Source organism: Mycobacterium sp. TH-M11 (assembly GCF_057473725.1).
In genome coordinates, this window is record NZ_JBYCLD010000166.1 from 1 (window position 1) to 15729 (window position 15729).

13 protein-coding genes and 1 pseudogene are annotated in these 15729 nt (G+C 67.1%); 4 read left to right on the forward strand and 10 right to left on the reverse strand.

All coding sequences use genetic code 11. The features are described 5' to 3' along the window. The 3 genes from AC2VOG_RS07130 to AC2VOG_RS07140 all read right to left on the reverse strand — a co-directional run. Positions 1-821, reverse strand: an 821-nt coding sequence (locus AC2VOG_RS07130; RefSeq protein WP_486939215.1) for a cyclopropane mycolic acid synthase family methyltransferase, incomplete at its 3' end; no start/stop codon positions are given. A 314-nt stretch (positions 822-1135) separates the two neighbouring features. Then, positions 1136-1426, reverse strand: a complete 291-nt coding sequence (locus AC2VOG_RS07135) for a DUF3017 domain-containing protein (RefSeq protein WP_486939216.1) — start codon at positions 1424-1426, stop codon at positions 1136-1138. Continuing rightward, entirely contained in the window at positions 1423-2271 is an 849-nt protein-coding gene (locus tag AC2VOG_RS07140; protein ID WP_486939217.1) for a bifunctional methylenetetrahydrofolate dehydrogenase/methenyltetrahydrofolate cyclohydrolase, read from the reverse strand. Before AC2VOG_RS07140 ends, AC2VOG_RS07135 begins: the two co-directional genes overlap by 4 nt. Positions 2272-2333: 62 nt before the next feature. Here AC2VOG_RS07140 and AC2VOG_RS07145 point away from each other — a divergent pair, with 62 nt between their 5' ends. Together AC2VOG_RS07145 and AC2VOG_RS07150 are read left to right on the forward strand one after the other, a co-directional pair. Then, complete coding sequence (locus AC2VOG_RS07145; protein ID WP_486939218.1) at positions 2334-3518, forward strand: NADH:flavin oxidoreductase; 1185 nt, start codon at positions 2334-2336, stop codon at positions 3516-3518. 10 nt (positions 3519-3528) lie between these two features. Beyond that, on the forward strand, positions 3529-6195 hold the full coding sequence (locus tag AC2VOG_RS07150) for an ATP-binding cassette domain-containing protein (protein WP_486939219.1): 2667 nt from the start codon (positions 3529-3531) through the stop codon (positions 6193-6195). On the opposite strand, the gene AC2VOG_RS07155 is transcribed toward AC2VOG_RS07150, so the two are convergent. Then, positions 6192-7382, reverse strand: a complete 1191-nt coding sequence (locus AC2VOG_RS07155) for a cytochrome P450 (RefSeq protein ID WP_486939220.1) — start codon at positions 7380-7382, stop codon at positions 6192-6194. The genes AC2VOG_RS07150 and AC2VOG_RS07155 overlap by 4 nt on opposite strands. 122 nt (positions 7383-7504) lie before the next feature. On the opposite strand from AC2VOG_RS07155, the gene AC2VOG_RS07160 reads away from it, so the two are divergent. Beyond that, on the forward strand, positions 7505-8086 hold the full coding sequence (locus AC2VOG_RS07160) for a TetR/AcrR family transcriptional regulator (protein ID WP_486939221.1): 582 nt from the start codon (positions 7505-7507) through the stop codon (positions 8084-8086). A gap of 109 nt (positions 8087-8195) precedes the next feature. Continuing rightward, positions 8196-10163 carry a hypothetical protein gene (locus AC2VOG_RS07165; protein WP_486939222.1) on the forward strand — a complete coding sequence of 656 codons (1968 nt, stop codon included), beginning with the start codon at positions 8196-8198 and terminating at the stop codon, positions 10161-10163. On the opposite strand, the gene AC2VOG_RS07170 is transcribed toward AC2VOG_RS07165, so the two are convergent. From AC2VOG_RS07170 to AC2VOG_RS07195, 6 genes and pseudogenes are all read right to left on the reverse strand, one after another. Beyond that, entirely contained in the window at positions 10123-10737 is a 615-nt protein-coding gene (locus tag AC2VOG_RS07170) for a pentapeptide repeat-containing protein (RefSeq protein ID WP_486939223.1), read from the reverse strand. The genes AC2VOG_RS07165 and AC2VOG_RS07170 overlap by 41 nt on opposite strands. Further along, entirely contained in the window at positions 10734-11339 is a 606-nt protein-coding gene (locus tag AC2VOG_RS07175) for a GTP-binding protein (protein WP_486939224.1), read from the reverse strand. Before AC2VOG_RS07175 ends, AC2VOG_RS07170 begins: the two co-directional genes overlap by 4 nt. Next, a complete protein-coding gene (locus AC2VOG_RS07180) occupies positions 11317-11724 on the reverse strand; it encodes a DUF742 domain-containing protein (RefSeq protein WP_486939227.1) in 408 nt (135 codons plus the stop codon). The genes AC2VOG_RS07175 and AC2VOG_RS07180 overlap by 23 nt, the downstream gene beginning before the upstream one ends. Before the next feature lie 17 nt (positions 11725-11741). Then, positions 11742-12185, reverse strand: a complete 444-nt coding sequence (locus AC2VOG_RS07185; RefSeq protein WP_486939225.1) for a roadblock/LC7 domain-containing protein — start codon at positions 12183-12185, stop codon at positions 11742-11744. Further along, positions 12185-15058 carry a sensor histidine kinase gene (locus tag AC2VOG_RS07190; protein ID WP_486939226.1) on the reverse strand — a complete coding sequence of 958 codons (2874 nt, stop codon included), beginning with the start codon at positions 15056-15058 and terminating at the stop codon, positions 12185-12187. The genes AC2VOG_RS07185 and AC2VOG_RS07190 overlap by 1 nt, the downstream gene beginning before the upstream one ends. Before the next feature lie 548 nt (positions 15059-15606). Beyond that, positions 15607-15729: pseudogene (locus AC2VOG_RS07195) on the reverse strand (ferredoxin); the annotation flags it as partial.

The window sequence follows — 15729 nt, forward strand, 5'->3', positions numbered from 1 at the left end:
CCCGTCAGGTACTTCAAGAACGTTTCGTAGGTCTGCTCGCCCTTGAGCTCGACCGCCTGGTCTTTGTGCGCTTCAAGTGCCTTGGCCCAGGTGTCCAGCGTGCGTACATAGTTCGACCCGATCAACTGATGACGAGTGATCGAGAAACCGCAGCGGGTCGCGTGCTCGTCGACGATGGAGATCTGCGGCAACCGGCCCCCGGGATAGATCTCGGTCAGGATGAAATGGATGAAGCGCAGCAGCGACATCGTCTTTTTCAGCCCCCGCCGTTCGCCCTCTTCGGCGGTGGGCACCACGATCGAATGCAGCAGCATCACGCCGTCGTCGGGCAGCACGCGGTGGCACATGGTGAAGAAGTCGTCGTAGCGCTCATAGGTCCCGACGCCATCGGCGAAGTGCTCAAAGGCGCCGAGCGACACGATGCGGTCCACCGGTTCGTCGAATTCCTCCCAGCCCTGAAGTCGCACCTGCTTGGAGCGCGGGCTGGCCATCTCGGCGAATTTCTGTTCGCAATGAACCACTTGGTTTTCACTCAGTGTCAGCCCGATGACGTTGACGTCGTACCTCTCGACGGCTCGCCGCATGGTGGAGCCCCAACCGGACCCGACGTCGAGCAGCGTCATCCCGGGCTGCAGTCCCAACTTGCCCAACGCCAAGTCCACCTTGGCCATCTGAGCCTGTTCGAGCGTCATATCGTCGCGTTCGAAGTATGCGCAGCTGTAAGTCATGGTCGGATCCAGCCACAGCCGGAAGAATTCGTTGGACCGGTCGTAGTGCGACCGGATGTGGTCGACATCCGGAATCAGCTCGACGTCGCTCATCTGTTCCTCCGCTGCACAAAGCGACTTCAAAGGCGTCCGTCATCTCGACGACGCGGCAACTCACGCCGTGTTCCCGGGTGATCGAACGATTCCCGAGCTGCGCTTTACACGACCAGCTGTCGTCAAAGGGACTGTTTGTGCGATGAATTCATTGCGGGCACAGCCCCTCCCCGACACAGCCGGCCCGCACCGGCCGACCGGACAACGTGTTCCCCCAGAACAGAGCCATCAAACACGGCAGCCGATCCGATTGGGAGACGGGCGAATCCGCCCGGTCGCACCGGCCGAAATATTGTCGGGCCGGTCAAAAATGACTAGCTGGTCCCCAGCGGGTCGATCGTCGCGGCCACATAGAGCATCACCGTCGCTGCGGTCGTCATCGTCGCGAAGTCCAGCCCCCGCTCGCGCAGCACCAGCAGCCCGGCCCGGTCCTCGGTCAGCACCAGGCGCAGCGCGGCCGCCACCCCGGTTCCGATCCCGATCAGCAGCGCGCCGCGCCGCCAGAAGTTCGCCCCGGCCAGCACGAATGCCGCCGTGAAGATCAGCCCGACCAGCAGGATCGGCCACTGCGCGGCGATCACCCGGCGGACATCGGCGAGGGTCACAGCGTGCTCTCGACTCTTTCCACAACGTTGGTCAACAGGAACGCCCGAGTCAGCGGACCCACCCCGCCGGGGTTGGGCGACACGTGGCCGGCCACCTCCCACACGTCGGGATGCACGTCGCCGACCAGTCCGGCGTCGGTACGCGATACCCCGACGTCGACGATGGCCGCACCCGGACGCACCATGTCGGCGGTGAGCATGTGCGGCACGCCGACCGCGGCGACGATGATGTCGGCCTGGCGGGTCAGCTCAGCCAGATCGCGGGTCCCGGTGTGGCACAGCGTGACGGTGGCGTTCTCCGACCGGCGGGTCAACAGCAGTCCCAGCGGGCGCCCGACCGTCACACCACGTCCGATCACCACGACATGGGCGCCCGCAATCGGCACCTCATAGCGGCGCAGCAGGTGCACGATGCCGCGCGGGGTGCAGGGCAGCGCCGCCGGGGTGCCCAGCACCAGCCGACCCAGGTTGGTCGGATGTAGCCCGTCGGCGTCCTTGGCCGGGTCGACACGCTCGAGGGCGGCGTTCTCGTCCAGATGTTTGGGCAGCGGCAGTTGCACGATGTAGCCGGTGCAGTCATCGTTGGCGTTCAGCTCGTCGATGGTGTCGTTGAGCTGCGCCGGACTGCAGTCCGCGGGCAGGTCGCGGCGGATCGAGGTGATGCCGACCTTGGCGCAGTCGGCATGCTTGCCACGCACGTAGGCATGCGACCCGGGGTCGTCTCCGACCAGAATGGTGCCCAGACCAGGCGTGCGGCCGGCGGCGGACAACGCTGCCACCCGTGCCTGAAGGTCGACGAAGATCTCGTCGCGCGTGGCCTTGCCGTCCAACGTAATCGCACCCACGCGGACAGTCTGGCATGCCACCCGCAGTTCCAACGATGACGATCCGTCATTAGGCTCCCGCTATGGGAGTTCCCGACGTCTTCAGCCCTGCCAAACTCGGCCCGATCACGTTGCGCAACCGGATCATCAAGGCCGCGACGTTCGAGAACCGCACGCCTGACGCACTGGCCTCCGACGATCTCATCGAGTATCACCGGTTGCCGGCCGCCGGCGGGGTGGGCATGACCACCGTGGCCTACTGCGCGGTCTCCCAGGGCGGGCGCACTTCCAACGACGGGCTGTGGATGCGCCCGGAGGCAGTCGCCGGGCTGCGCCGGCTCACTGATGCGGTGCACGCCGAGGGAGCCTTGGTCAGCGCTCAGATCGGCCATGCCGGCCCGGTCGCCGACGCGCGCTCTAACAAGGCCCGCGCCCTGGCCCCGGTGCGGTTCTTCAACCCGATCGGCATGCGTTTCGCCAAGAAGGCCACCCGCGACGACATCGACCAAGTCATCGCCCAGCACGCCGACGCCGCCCGCTACGCCGTGGACGCCGGGTTCGATGCCGTCGAGATCCATCTCGGCCACAACTACCTGGCGAGTTCCTTTCTGAGCCCGCTGATCAACCGTCGCACCGACGAGTTCGGGGGATCGCTGGCCAACCGCGCCAAGGTGGCCCGCGGCATCGTGGCGGCCGTGCATCGCGCGGTCGGCGGACAGATCGCGGTGACGGCCAAACTGAACATGGCCGACGGAGTCCGCGGCGGTATCAACCTGGACGAGTCGCTGACCACCGCGAAGTGGCTGCAGGACGACGGCGGCCTGGACGCGCTGGAGCTCACGGCCGGCAGCTCGCTGGTCAACCCGATGTACCTGTTCCGCGGGCACGCCCCGGTGAAGGAATTCGCGAGCGTCTTCCCCCCGCCGTTGAGCTGGGGCATGCGGATGACCGGCAACAGATTCCTGCGCGAATACCCCTACACCGACGCCTACCTGCTGGACAACGCCCGACTGTTCCGCGCCGAGTTGTCGATGCCGCTGATCCTTTTGGGCGGCGTCACCAACCGCGCGACGATGGATCAGGCGATGGCCGAGGGATTCGAGTTCGTCGCAATGGCCCGGGCGTTGCTGGCCGAACCGGACCTGGTCAACCGGATCGCTGAGGACTCGACGACGCTGTCGGAGTGCACGCACTGTAACCAGTGCATGCCAACGATCTACCGACGCACGCACTGCGTCGTTACGGGCGCACCGGACGCAACTCGCTAGAGTTGACTCGATGAGTCACCCAGCCCCGCCGGTGCTGACCGTCCGTCATGACGGGTCGCAAGGCACGTTCTCCGCAGGCCACGACGTGGTCATCGGACGCGACCTGCGGGCCGACGTCCGCATCCCGCATCCCCTGGTCTCGCGGGCTCATCTGCTGCTGCGCTTCGAGCAGGGCCGGTGGTTGGGGATCGACAACGGCTCCCTGAACGGCATCTACGTCAACGGCCAGCGGGTGCCCGTCGTCGACATTCGCGACGGACAGGCCGTCAACCTCGGCAACCCGGACGGACCGCGGGTCGCCTTTGAGGTGGGCCGACACCAGGGTCAGGCCGGCCGGCCGCCCCAGACCGTCTCGATCCAGTTGCCGCAGCCCGGCCAGCCAGGAATCGCACGTCCGAGCCGGCCGCCACAGCCGTCGGGCTGGCCGTCTCCACCCGAACCCGCGGCGTATGCGGATCCGCGGTCGGCCGGGCACCCCGGCGTGCAGCAGCCCTACCGGCCGCAATCCGGCCCGGCGCCCCATCCACCGTCTGCCCCGCTCCGGCCGCCGGCGTATCAGCCCGGGCCCGCCCCCGACGCGGCGCTGCGCCCCGGCTATCAACCTCCCGCACCCCCGGTGGCTCCCGCTGAGGTATTCCCCCCGCACCAGCCCGCCACCCGGATGGCACCGGTGTCGGCGACGCCGCCCGAAGTCGGCAACATCGCCACCCGCATGATCGACATCCTGCGGCCGGCCTCCAGCTCCGCGCCGGACGCACCGGTCGGGGCTCTCACCATCGGCCGTGCCACCGACAACGACGTGGTGATCTCCGACGTGCTGGCGTCCCGCCACCACGCCATGCTGATCCCCACGCCGCTGGGCACCGAGATCCGTGACAGCCGAAGCATCAACGGCACGTTCGTCAACGGCGTCCGGATCGGTTCGGCGATCCTGTCCGAAGGCGACCTGGTCACGATCGGCAACGTCGACCTGGAATTCACCGGCGGCACCCTGCTGCGCCGCACCGAAGCCGCCACCCGCACCGGAGGGCTGGAAGTTCGCGATGTCTGCTTCGACGTCGAGGGCGGCAAGCGGCTGCTCAACAACATCTCGCTGACCGCCCGGCCGGGCACCCTGACCGCGATCATCGGCGGCTCGGGCGCCGGCAAGACGACGCTGTCGCGGCTGATCGCCGGCTACACCCGGCCCACCGCCGGCTCGGTCACCTTCGAGGGCCACAACATCCACACCGAGTACGCCTCGTTGCGCAGCCGGATCGGGATGGTGCCCCAGGACGACGTGGTGCACCGGCAACTGACCGTCAACCAGGCCCTGGGATACGCCGCCGAACTGCGGCTGCCGCCGGACAGCAGCAAAGCCGACCGGGACAAGGCCGTCGCGCAGGTCCTCGAGGAACTCGAGTTGACCAAGCACGCCGACACTCGGGTGGACAAGCTCTCCGGTGGCCAGCGCAAGCGCGCCTCAGTGGCCTTGGAGCTGCTGACCGGGCCGTCGCTGTTGATCCTCGACGAGCCAACCTCGGGCCTGGACCCGGCGCTGGACCGCCAGGTGATGCTGATGCTGCGCGGACTGGCCGACGCCGGCCGGGTGGTACTGGTGGTCACCCACTCGGTGTCCTACCTCGACGTGTGCGACCAGATCCTGTTGGTAGCTCCTGGCGGCAAGACCGCGTTCTGCGGACCGCCCAAAGAGGTATTCCCGGCCATGGGGGCCGACAACTACGCCGACATCTTCGCCAACGTCGGAGCCGACCCGGACGAAGCCAACCGCCGCTTCCTCGAACGAGGCGGCGGCGGCCCGCAGGGCGCGGCTGCTGCCGTCCCGTCGACCCCGCCCGCCGACTTGGGCAGTCCGCCGGCGGAAAGCCTGCGCAAACAGCTGTCGACCATCGCGCGTCGCCAAGTCCGGCTCATCGTCTCCGACCGGGGCTATTCGGTCTTTTTGGCGATACTCCCCTTTATTGTGGGCGCGCTGTCGCTGACCGTGAAGGGCAACGGGGGGCTCGGGATGCCGGGGCCCGATGCCCCGACCGAGCCGCAGTACATCATGGTGCTGCTCATCATCGGCGCGGTCTTCATGGGAACTGCGCTGACGATTCGAGATCTCATCGGCGAACGCCCGATCTTCAAACGAGAACAGGCCGTGGGTCTGTCGACCGTGGCCTACCTGCTGGCCAAGATCACGGTGTTCTGCGCGTTCGCCACCGCGCAGGGAGCAATCGCCACCATCATCGTGATTCTGGGCAAGGGCGGGCCGACTCAGGGCGCCGTGATGTTCGGCAGCGCGAATTTCGACCTGTTCCTCGCCGTGGCCGGGACCTGTGTGGCCTCCGCGGTGCTGGGGTTGGCACTGTCGGCGTTCGCGCAATCCAACGAGCAGATCATGCCGATGCTGGTGGTCTCGATCATGTCGCAGCTGGTGCTGGCCGGCGGCATGATCCCGGTGACCGGGCGCGCCGGGCTGGCGGAGGCCGCCTGGGTGACGCCGGGCCGGTGGGGATATGCCGCGGGCGCGTCGGCGATCGACTTCAACAAGCTGGTCAACGTGCCGCAGATCCCCAAAGACCACCTGTGGGACCACACCAAGGGCATCTGGCTGTTCGACATGGGGATGCTGGCGCTGCTGTCGGTGTTCTACACCGTGCTGGTGTGGTGGAAGATCCGACTCAAGCGCTAGCCGGCGGCGTCGAAAACGACACGCAGCTGCGACGGCCCGCGCAACTCGGGGCCCAGCAGGCCGGCGATCCGCACCGATTCCGGCTCGACCAGCCGCAGCCCGGGAAGCCGGTCCAATAGCACCCGCACCGCCGTCTCCATCTGAGCCACCGCCAGGAACTGGCCCAGGCACACGTGCGGACCGCTGCCGAAACTCACCGACGCGACGGCGTGACGCCCGATGTCGAATCGGTCGGGATCGGCATAAACCGCCGGGTCCCGGTTCGCCGCGGCGATGGCCAGCAATACCCACGTACCGGCGGACATCTCGATACCGCGCCACGTCAGATCTGCCGGCGCGATCCGCGGCACGATCGCCGGTCCCGGCTCCCAACGCATCGCCTCCTCGACCGCCCATCGGATGTCTTGTGGGTTGGCGCGCAGCCGATCGAGCTGCTCGGGGTGGGTCAGCAACGCCCACAGCAGGTTGCCCAGGCTTGGATAGCTGGTGTCGACCCCGGCGGGAAACAGCAGCCGGGTGAAAACGTAGATCTCCTCATCGGTGAGGCGGACACCGTCGATCTCGGCGGTCACCAGTTTGGACACCAGGTCGTCGGAGGGGTTCCTGCGCTTCTCGGCCACGAACGGCTTGAGGTAGGAGGTGAACGCCTCCGACGCGCGCATCGCAGCATCGGGATCGGTCGGGTAGAAGAACAGGTCGTGGGCCCACTGCGCGAATTTCGGCCAGTCCGCCATCGGCAGGCCCAGCATCGCGCTGGTGACCTGCAGCGGGAACTGCCTAGTGAACTCGACCGTCAGGTCGGCGGTGCCGCGGGCGACGAAGCCATCGACGAGGCGGTGCGCGATCGGTTCGAGAAGCTCGGCGGTGTAGGTCTGCATCAGCGAACGACGGAACGCCCCCGACACCAACGCCCGGTGCATGCGGTGCTCCTGGCCGCTCATGCACTGCAGCGTCTTACCCATCACCGGACGCGTGGTCAGGTCGTACATGGCGGCCGCCGGGAAGGTCTTGTCGTCCTTGAACCCGGCGGCGACGAGCTCGTTGGTGAGCAGCACGACGGCGGGCATGCCGCGATACGTCGTCCTGGCGTAGGGTCCGCGGCTGCGGAGCCGGCGGAAAACGCCATGCAGATCGGCTAGCTCATCGCTGCCGAAATCGATGTCCGCACCGTCGATCAGGACTGTCACGCCGCCTCCTAAGCTCGTTTGTCGATACGAACTGTAATTACATTGCGTAATGTCAGTCAAGGGGTCGCGGTTGGTTAGGCTTGGCCCCCGCAGGCCCTGGACGTTCGAGGCTGGGAGATTTCATGACGCGAGGCGACGGTCAGCATCGACTGGGCCCCTTTCGCGATCCGAAGGTGGACGGCGCCGTTCTGGCCAGTACACGTCGACTCCTGATCGAACGCGGCTATCGCGACACCTCGGTGGACGCCATCGCCGAGGCCGCCGGGGTAAGCCGGCCCACCATCTACCGCCGGTGGCCCTCCAAGGCCCATGTGGTTTACGACGCCGCTTTTCCCGCCGATGCCGACCGGATCAAACCGTCCGGGGATGCGGTGGCCGAACTCAAGACGTTGGTTCGCAACATCATCGGCTGGCTGGGTGACCCCGCGGCCGCCGCAGCGCTGCCGGGCTTGATCGTCGACATGCGCGCCGACCCTGCACTGCAGGCAAGTATCGGCGAACGGCACAGCGCGGTGTTCAGCGCCGACCTGCGTGAGTTGTTCGCGCGCAACAGCGACGTGCTGCGCCCCGTCGACCCCGACACGGTGCTGGACATGATCGTCGGCGCGGCGATGCAGGCGCTGTCGACTCGCAACGTGACCGACCTCGACGTCTACGCCGCCTCTCTGGCCGACGCTCTGCTGCACGGCATCCTGGCGACCTGACCGGAGAAGCCTCTTGACCGGGTGAGACCCCGCTGCTACTTTAGCCGATACGGTTTGTCATTACAGAGTGTCACTCCAAATCGGACGGCCAGGTCGAAGGGGAATCGTCATGTCACACAACAACATCAGCAAGACCGGCCGCGCGCGCCTTGCCAAGGCCGCGGGGATGGCGACCTCCGCGGCGGCCGGGGCCCTGGCAATGGCGATCGCCGCGCCGCATGCCGCCGCCGCGGCCTCCACCGAGGCGGCGGGCTCGCTGCAGTCGACCATCGATCAGCTGCTGGCCGAGATGCAGGCGGCCGCGACCAAGGACGCGACGGTGCCGTTCGCGACGCCGGGCAATCTGGAGCTCTTGCCGAGCGCGCTGCAAAGCCTGTTGTTTCAACAGCTGATGATGTACACGCACGACATGTACCCGACCGACCCATTCCTGAACGAGTTCGGCATGACGACCACGCCCGCCTCCAACACCCGCCTGTTCACCGAACTGCCCACCCCGGGCAACTTCTACTGGATCAGCGAGGGGCTCGACCCCAATGCGACTTACACCATCAGCGGAGATTTCAACGACGCCAAGAACATCCAGTTCCTGGTCTATGACATCACCCCCACCGGATCCAACCAGCTCGGAATTCTGATGTCCGGTCAGAACATGGTGATCAACCCCGACGGGACCTACACCGTCTACGTCGGACCCACCCAACCTGAAGGAGCGGTCAACTATCTCAATGGCACCGGTATGACCGACTTCCTGGTCAAATCCTTTATGGGACAGTCGGGTCCGTCAAGTGTCCACATCGACTGCATCGCAGACTGCCCGGCGCCCACCCCCGGCGTGACCGGTAGCGGTCTGTCCGACGTCGCGATCACCGACGTACTGACGCAGCTGACCCAGAAAATGGCGGTGAACAACGCCATCTTCATGGCCCTGGCCAAGTCCGGCGGGATCTTCGAAGCAGACAACACCATGAGCAGTATCGGCGGCCACGGCATCATCGGGGAGAACACCGCGAACCTCACCTCCATCGGGCAGTGGGACCTCAAGCCCGACGAGGCGATGATCGTGCGGATCCCCGGAACGGTCACCAATATCAATCTAGACAATGCCTGGGGACAGATGCTGCCGTTCCCCTTGTCGCAGACCAACTTCAACAACATCTATCCGTTCCAGTCGTATCAGGCCGCGGACGGCTACAACTACTACGTGATCAGCGCGACCAACCCGGGCGTGGCGAACTGGCTGGACACCACCGGCATCCAGAACGGCGAGATCGGTGTCAACCTCGCTGGCGACCCGGATCTCGTCGGTCAAGATGTGCAGACCGAAGTGGTCAAGGTGAGCGACGTCAGCAAGTACCTTCCCGCAGACACCCCTACCGTCAGCCCCGAGGAATACGCCGCCGCGATGACGGCCCGGGTGTTGTCCTACGACCACGCCATGGACTCGGTGCGGACGTCCAGCGGCTCCACCTGGGTGACCGAACAGTTGTGGCTCCGCGACATCCAGACCGCAATGGGCGCCGATCAATTCTCCACGGTGTTCGGCGACCAGCCGTCCATGCCGATGTGGCTACGGCTCACCCCGGCGCTCAGCCCCGACATGCTCGCCGTCGCCAAGGACTTCTTCACCAATCCGTCCGCCAGTTTCGCGGCGATCCAAGACAGCCTCACGTTGGCGAACAACGACATCAGCTTGCCGATTCAGCTGGCGCAGACGCTGTTACAGCAGAACTTCGAGCAGACCTTCGGCGCGGTGCAGACCGACCTGGCGTCCGGCCAGTGGACCCAGGCACTGACCGACCTGACGCTCGGAGGACAACAGCTGGGCTCGATCCTCAGCGACGCGCTGTTCGACGCCAACACCAGCATCACCGCCGGAATCCTCAACGCCCGTGATGATCTGGCAACCGCGGTCATGCTCGCCAACGGCGGCTTCCCCACCCATTCGGACCTGCTGGGCACCCTGGAGTGGGCGCTCATGCCCCAGTTGAGCGCGTTGGGCCCAGATGCGACGCTGACCGACTTCGGTGCGCTGCTCAATTCGGCCTTCGCCGACCTCGGTTCGCTGCTGGGCTGATCTGCTCGGTGTCGGATTCACTGTCCAGGCGCAGCCCGTGGGCGGCCGCGTAGGTCAGCGCCTGGGCGATGTCGATCCGCGCGCCGGTCAGCGACGCGGTGGTCCACAGCGTGGGGTCGACCCGCGCGCCACGCAGGTCCGCCTCGTCCAGCCGGGTGCCGATAGTCCGGGCGCCGCTCAGGTCGGCGCCCCGCAGCACCGCTTTGCGCAGGTCTGCCTCCACCAGGTTGGCCTCTCGCAGCCGGCAACCGCTCAGGTCCACCGCCCGCAGGTCACTGCCACCGAGCCCGGCCAGGGTGAAGTCCACCTCCTCGAACACCAGCGGCCGCATCCGGCACTGCACGAATTGGGAGCCGAGCATGCTGCACTGGACGAACTCGGAATGCCACAGCGAGGCCCGCTCGAAGCGACAGTTGCGGAAGGCCGATCCGCGGTGCACCGACTCGCCGAGGTCGGCACCGGTGAAGTCGCACTCGTCGAACACCACCCGCTCGGTGCGCAGCCGCGACAGGTCCGCATCGCGAAAGTCGTGACCGGTGAACTCGCGCCCGGTCCACTCTTGTGTGTCGCTCAAGCCTGCGGCGCCAGCGTGGACAGCGCGTATTCGCTGATCGCGATGAGCGCGTCGCGGGCCGACCGGGGGTCGCGGGCGTCGACGGCGATCACCGGAATGTGTTCGGCCAGAGCCAGGGCCTTGCGCACCGCGGCGACCGGATAACGCGGTGCACCGTCGAACTCGTTGACCGCGATCAGGAAAGGCAGATTGCGGTGCTCGAAGAAGTCCACCGCGGCGAAGCTGTCCTGCAGTCGGCGGCAGTCGACCAGGACGATCGCACCGATCGCACCGCGCACCAGGTCGTCCCACATGAACCAGAACCGCCGCTGGCCCGGCGTACCGAATAGGTAGAGCACCAAGTCGTCGGCCAGCGTGATGCGGCCGAAGTCCATCGCCACCGTGGTGGTCCGCTTGTCGGGGGTGGCCTCTAGCACGTCGACACCGGCCGAGGCATCGGTGACCAGCGCTTCGGTGCGCAACGGCATGATCTCTGAGACCGTCCCGACGAAGGTGGTCTTGCCGACCCCGAATCCGCCGGCAATGACGATCTTCGTCGAGGCCGAGTCTCGCGGAGGAGCTACGGACCTGTCGGAGGGCCTATCCGAGCGCTCGTAGGCCACGAAGGGTCCTTCCTATCAGGTCTCGGCGTTCGTCCCGGGTCGATGTCTCGGTCAGTGTGGCACGCACTCGAAGGTATCCCGACGTGACCAGATCACCCACCAGCACCCGCGCGACACCCAGCGGCAGGTTCAGCCGGGCAGAAATCTCGGCGACCGACGGCGCGCCCTGACACAGTTCGACGATCCGCCCGCGCGGATCGCTGACCGGCCATTGGTTGGGCTGGGCTACCCGCAGGGCCTGCACCGGGGCCTCCAGCGGCAACGGCACGTCGGTGTGCGTTCGACCGGCGGTCAGCGTGTACGGGCGGACCAGATTTGCCTCAGCCTCCAGGTTCTCTGTGACCTCGGGCGGCTGCGGGCGCGACCAACGCTCGGGCATGTCCATCGCCATTCACCGGCACCTCACGAGTGGCCGCCCCGCGACGGCGCCGACCGGCGCGCCGATGAGACCACCGCTCCGACTCGTTCCACCAGAACCGCCATCTCGTACCCGATCTGGCCGATATCGCAGGACGTGCTCGCCAACGTCGCCAGGTGCGAGCCGTCTCCGACTCGCATCAGCAGCAGGTAGCCGTGCTCCATCTCCACCACCGACTGCAGGACCCGGCCACCTTCGAACAACTGCGACGCCCCGGTCGCCAGGCTGGCCAATCCGGACGCCACCGCGGCCAGCTGGTCGGCCCGCTCGGTGGGCAGGTGCTCGCTGGCCGCCACCGTCAGACCGTCGACCGACACCAGCACCGCATGCGACACCCCGGGCACCTCGCGTGCGAAATTGGAGACCAGCCAGTCCAACGAGCTTTCGGCGGTACGGCGCTGCGCGGTGGGATCGGTTGGGAAAGTCATTACTGGTTCTGTCCCTGGTCGGTGTCGAGGCTATTTTCTGGGCCCTTTTCTGGGCCCTTTTCTGGGCCCTTTGCCAAGCCGCCTTCTAGGCCGATTTCTCGGGCGTGCGATCGTGCGGCGTGCACTCCGCCGAAGTGACTGCTGATCGAAGTGCGGATCGCCGCGGGATCCCGTTCCAGTGGCTCGGGGGCGGGCTGGGGCGGTACGCCGTTGGATGTTACCGGCTGTTCTGAGTCAGCCGAACCGTGCGCCGCGGCATGGGGGTCTTCGTCTGCCGGCGCCTCTGCCGCGGCTGAGCCGGGCACCAGCCGGGCGCCGGGCTCGCGGACCGGCAGGCCGTGCTCGGTGTGAGCGAGCACCGGCACGTTTTCCGCTTCCGCGGCTACCGACCAACCGCGGTCCCAGACCGACTGCCAGTCCAGATCGGCGCGCAGGCTGGGCTCGTTGGGGTCGTTGCCCACCGACTCCGAGAGCATCCGCTGGTAGATCGAGTCGGTTTCGGACTCGGGCTCGGGCTCGGGAGCTGCCGTGGCGACTCGGGCACGCGCCGCGAAATAGCCCGAGGTATCAATGGGAGCAAACTTCTCGGCCACCGGTTCAGCGGCCCGCTGCGGGTCCGGGGTCGGTGCTTCCGGCTGCCGAACGCCCGGCTGCTCGGCTTCCCACCACGGTTGCGGCAACTCGCGGCGTACCCGCTCGGGGGCCGTCGGCGGCTGCGACGGTTGTTCAGAGGGCACGCCGGTGATGCCGCTGGACCCCGGGGTGCGTCGCGGCAGCAGCGAGACGACGGGACCGGGTTCGGCAGGCTCGGCGTCCTCGTAGGGCGCATACGACTGGTAGGGCTCGGGCTCATATTCGTATGGTTCGGCTTCATCCCGCTGCGGTGCGGGCTGCGCCTGCTCGGCGGGAGCGAAGTCGGCCTGGGCGGGCGGCGCGAGTGCCGGCGACTCCTCGAACGACCTGACGGTCAGCAGGTGCGGCGGCAGATACACCTCGGCGGTGATGCCACGAGATCCTTGCGAGGCCGGGAACAGCCGGACCTCGATTTCGTGGCGAGCGGCCAGTCGAGAGATCACGAACAGACCCATGTGCCGGGCGTTCTCCGGACTGAACTCGCCGCCGGCCGCCAGGCGCATGTTGGCCATCCGCAGGTCGGCGTCGGTCATCCCCAAGCCGGCGTCGACGACCTCGACCACTACCCCGCCGTCGTTCTCGAAACCGGCGACCACCCGCACCGGCTCCGTCGGCGCCGAATAGCGCAGGGCATTGTCGATCAGTTCCGCGAGCAGGTGTATGCAGTCCGCGCCGGCGGCGCCGATCACGGTGGTGTCGGGCACCAGGACGGTCTGCACCCGGTCGTAGCCCTCCACCTCCGAGGCGGCCGCGCTGATCAGGGTCGCCAGCGGAACCGGCCGACCCCGCTCATGCGGCACCCGCGCACCGGCCAGCACCAGCAGGTTCGCGCCGTTGCGCCGCATCCGGGCGGCCAGGTGGTCCAGCCGGAACAGGCTCTCGAGTCGATCCGGGTCGTCCTCATTGCGCTCCAGCCGGTCGATGAGCGCCAACTGCTGATCGACTAGGGACCGGTTGCGCCGCGACATCGTCTCGAACATCTCGTTGACCAGGCGCCGAAGCCGTGCCTCATCACCGGCGAGCAGCAGCGCCTGGGCATGCAGCTCGTCGACGGCGTGGGCGACCTGCCCGACCTCCTCGGTGGTGTACACCGGCAGCGGGTCGGGGTCGCGGTCTGAACCGGGTACACCGGCACGCAACCGGGTGATCTCCTGTTCGAGGTCGACGTGGGCGACCTGCAAGGCGCTGTCGCGCAGGGTCCGCAGTGGCCGCACCAACGAGCGTGCCACCAGCCACACCGCCAACAAGGTGGCGGTGATCGCGGCCAGCACCAGCACGATGTCGCGGAGGGCGGCAGCGCGCCGGTCCGCGGCACGGTCTTCCACCGCCGCGGTGACTGCCCCGGTGTTCTCGCTGATGAGCTGGGCGGCGATCTGGTCGGTGGTACGGATGGAGTCGCGCAGCACCGGGTTATTGGGCAGCACCTGCTCCGGGTCGGACATGATCGACATCCGGGTCACCAGCTGCTGTTGCAGCGATTTGGCGTCCGGGGAGTCCACCCCGAGCACCTCGCTCATCCCGAACAGCGTCGACGGCTCGGTACCGGCCAAGGTCATCATCGAGCTGCGCAGCTCCGGATCGGGAAGCTCGCCACCCCGATTCACCAGCAGTTCCTGCATCATCATCTGGCCCCGCGCGCCGACGGCACGGCTCAAGCCCTCGGTCTGCGCCCGGATCCGCTCGCTGTCCACCCGCACCGACCCGTTGATGGCGTCCTCGGCGGTCAGCAGGATCGGCGCATAGCCGGTCACCTCGTCGCGCAGGCCGACCCCGGTGGTCGAGACCGAACTCAGCAACCCCTGGCCGCGTTCGATCAGCGACTCCACTCCGGACCGCACATCGGTCGCCACATCGGTGTGCGACAGCCGAGACTGCAGCTCGTACTTGCGGTTCTCGAAGTTCTTCCGGGCACCTTCGGCATCGCCGTCAGAGGAAGCGGCCACCAGCGCGTCGCCCAACGCCGACATGTAATTGGTGATCGCCGGAATCATCTCGGCGCGGTCGGCGACCAGCCGAAGCCGGTTGGCCTCGGTGAGCGCATTGGAGACACGCAGCCCGCCGAACAGCCCGGCCAGCGCCAGCGGCAGCAGTGCGATCGCCAGCACTTTCCACCGAACCGGCCAGTTGCGCACCGACCACCGCGACGGACGTTTGACCGCCGCGGCGTCCGGCTCCTCGTCCCGGTCGACTGGGTCTTCTACGGCCGGGTCCACCCCGTCCGGGTGGTCGAAGAGCGTCACCAGTCAGCGGCCGGCTCACCGACCGCTCGGCTGAAATTCACCGTTTGCGCCTCATTCATCGGACTTTCCAGAACCTGGTACCCGCACCGCGGGTTGCGGTGTGGTGCCGGTCTTGAATCAGGGTATGGGACCGGTCTTGAATCAGACGGTCCACCTAGATCGGCAATTCGACGAGTATGACAGTCGCCACGCGGCATGACCAGAGCCTTTATCGAAAAGGCACAGCTCCCGAGACCGGATCGTGCCCTCAGAAGGCGGGCACGACACCCCCCGGCGTGGTCGTTGATTGCCGCAATGTCAATAGCAGACGGTGCTTCGTGGGCAAACTACGATGCGTAGCCAAGACGCCATCTGTATCGAGTAATTCATAAAAGTCGGGACCAGTGAATTCGTCGCCTGCGTGCGCGGTGCGGACAGCTCACGGTCGACACTCTCGCCAGCCTCGACCCGGCGCCGGGAGAGTGGCCGCCGTCGTGATCATCACGTCGGTCAGCGACACCGCGGGGTCGTGAGGCAGGGCGGGAGCCCGCCCTGGGTGAGCCTCGGCGTTACTGCTCGACTTTGCTTTCGAGGTTCTTCACCGCAGCGGGGTCGTTCTCGGTCATGCCGATCTTGGCGGCACCGCCGGGAGAGCCGAGTTCGGCGAAGAAATCCGCGTTGTTCTGCGTGAA